1 rRNA gene is annotated in these 3,157 nt (G+C 56.6%); it reads left to right on the top strand.

Annotation, left to right across the window (positions count from 1 at the left end):
• The first annotated feature begins 48 nt into the window (after positions 1-48).
• Positions 49-3,151, top strand: a 23S ribosomal RNA gene (locus tag HCN51_RS57590).
• Positions 3,152-3,157 lie beyond the last annotated feature (6 nt).

Genomic DNA, 3,157 nt, shown 5'->3' with positions numbered 1-3,157 from the left:
TTGCTGTTTGTTGTTTGAGATTTGCATAGTGGACGCGAGCATCTTTGTGGCCAAGTTTTTTAGGGCACACGGTGGATGCCTTGGCATCAGGAGCCGATGAAGGACGTGGGAGGCTGCGTTAAGCCTCGGGGAGTCGCCAACCAGACGTTGATCCGGGGATGTCCGAATGGGGAAACCTAGCACCAGTCATGTGGTGTTGCCTCCGCCTGAATGTATAGGGCGGTTGGTGGTAACGCGGGGAAGTGAAACATCTCAGTACCCGTAGGAAGAGAAAACAAGAGTGATTCCGTGAGTAGTGGTGAGCGAAAGCGGATGAGGCTAAACCGGGCGTGTGTGATAGCCGGCAGGCGTTGCATGTCCGGGGTCGTGGGACCTTCTTGAAGTGGCTGCCGCTGCTTCGAACAGTGATAAATCGATGGGGTAGTTGAAAGCTCTGGGAAGGGCTGCCGTAGACCGTGAGAGCCGGGTAGGCGAAACCTTGTCGACTGTTGGAGGGGATCCCAAGTAGCACGGGGCTCGAGGAATCCTGTGTGAATCTGCCAGGACCACCTGGTAAGCCTAAATACTCCCTGATGACCGATAGTGCACGAGTACCGTGAGGGAAAGGTGAAAAGTGCCCCGGTGAGGGGTCGTGAAATAGTACCTGAAACCGTGTGCCTACAAGCCGTAGGAGCTTACATCAGCTTGCTGGTGTGTGATGTGACTGCGTGCCTTTTGAAGAATGAGCCTGCGAGTTATGGTGTGTGGCGAGGTTAACCCGTGTGGGGGAGCCGTAGCGAAAGCGAGTCTGAAGAGGGCGTTTGAGTCGCATGCTGTAGACCCGAAGCGGGGTGATCTACGCATGGGCAGGTTGAAGCTCAGGTAAGACTGGGTGGAGGACCGAACCCACCAGGGTTGAAAACCTGGGGGATGATCTGTGTGTAGGGGTGAAAGGCCAATCAAACTCCGTGATAGCTGGTTCTCCCCGAAATGCATTTAGGTGCAGCGTTGCGTGTTTCTTGCCGGAGGTAGAGCACTGGATGGCCGATGGGCCCGACAAGGTTACTGACGTCAGCCAAACTCCGAATGCCGGTAAGTGAGAGCGTGGCAGTGAGACTGCGGGCGATAAGGTTCGTAGTCGAGAGGGAAACAGCCCAGATCACCGACTAAGGCCCCTAAGCGTGTGCTAAGTGGGAAAGGATGTGGAGTCGCAGAGACAACCAGGAGGTTGGCTTAGAAGCAGCCACCCTTGAAAGAGTGCGTAATAGCTCACTGGTCAAGTGATTCTGCGCCGACAATGTAGCGGGGCTCAAGTACACCGCCGAAGTCGTGGCACTGACAGCTTTGTGTTGTTGGTGGGTAGGGGAGCGTCGTGCAGCCGGTGAAGCAGCAGAGTGATCTAGTTGTGGAGGCTGTGCGAGTGAGAATGCAGGCATGAGTAGCGAATCGAGGGTGAGAAACCCTCGCGCCGGATGACCAAGGGTTCCTGGGCCAGGCTAATCCGCCCAGGGTAAGTCGGGACCTAAGGCGAGGCCGACAGGCGTAGTCGATGGACAACGGGTTGATATTCCCGTACCCGCTTCAATGCGCCCATACTGAACCCCTTGATACTAAGAGTCCTTAACTCGGGTTGTCCTTCGGGACGACCGTCAGGGTGAACGCTCGGCCTGATTGGGTAGTAGGTAAGCGATGGGGTGACGCAGGAAGGTAGTCCAGCCCAGGCGATGGTTGTCCTGGGGTAAGCATGTAGGGCGGAACGTAGGCAAATCCGCGTTCCATGTGCCTGAGATGTGATGCCGAGCCGATTGTGGTGAAGTGGATGATCCTATGCTGCCGAGAAAAGCCTCTAGTGAGTGTTGTGGCGGCCCGTACCCTAAACCGACTCAGGTGGTCAGGTAGAGAATACTAAGGCGATCGGGTGAACTGTGGTTAAGGAACTCGGCAAATTGCCCCCGTAACTTCGGGAGAAGGGGGACCTCTGCTGGTGAAAAACCTTGCGTTTGGAGCTGGTGGGGGTCGCAGTGGCCAGGGGGAAGCGACTGTTTACTAAAAACACAGGTCCGTGCGAAGTCGTAAGACGATGTATACGGACTGACGCCTGCCCGGTGCCGGAACGTTAAGGGGACCGCTTAGCCGCAGCAATGTGGCGAAGGTGAGAACTTAAGCGCCGGTAAACGGCGGTGGTAACTATAACCATCCTAAGGTAGCGAAATTCCTTGTCGGGTAAGTTCCGACCTGCACGAATGGCGTAACGACTTCCCCGCTGTCTCAACCGCAGACCCGGCGAAATTGCACTACGAGTAAAGATGCTCGTTACGCGCAGCAGGACGGAAAGACCCCGGGACCTTCACTACAGCTTGACATTGGCGTTTGGAGCGTCTTGTGTAGGATAGGTGGGAGACTGGGAAGCTCGGACGCTAGTTCGGGTGGAGTCATTGGTGAAATACCACTCTGGTCGTTTTGAACGTCTAACTCTGGTCCGTGATCCGGATCGGGGACAGTGTCTGGTGGGTAGTTTAACTGGGGCGGTTGCCTCCTAAAGGGTAACGGAGGCGCCCAAAGGTTCCCTCAGCCTGGTTGGCAATCAGGTGTTGAGTGTAAGTGCACAAGGGAGCTTGACTGTGAGACTGACGGGTCGAGCAGGAGCGAAAGCTGGGACTAGTGATCCGGCATCGGCGTGTGGAAGCGGTGTCGCTCAACGGCTAAAAGGTACCCCGGGGATAACAGGCTGATCTTCCCCAAGAGTCCATATCGACGGGATGGTTTGGCACCTCGATGTCGGCTCGTCGCATCCTGGGGCTGGAGTAGGTCCCAAGGGTTGGGCTGTTCGCCCATTAAAGCGGTACGCGAGCTGGGTTTAGAACGTCGCGAGACAGTTCGGTCCCTATCCGCTGCGCGCGTAGGAGACTTGAAAGGGGCTGTCCCTAGTACGAGAGGACCGGGACGGACGAACCTCTGGTGTGCCAGTTGTACCGCCAGGTGCACGGCTGGTTGGCTACGTTCGGAAGGGATAACCGCTGAAAGCATCTAAGCGGGAAGCTCGCCTTGAGATGAGGTCTCCCACCCTGTGAGGGGGTAAGGCTCCCGGTAGACGACCGGGTTGATAGGCCGGAGGTGGAAGCGCGGTAACGTGTGGAGCTGACCGGTACTAATAGGCCGAGGACTTGACCACAAAGCA

Source organism: Nonomuraea composti (genome assembly GCF_012034275.1).
Classification (GTDB): domain Bacteria; phylum Actinomycetota; class Actinomycetes; order Streptosporangiales; family Streptosporangiaceae; genus Nonomuraea; species Nonomuraea composti.
The sequence above is the reverse complement of the archived record's forward strand: the minus strand, read 5'-3'. Positions and strand labels throughout refer to the sequence as shown.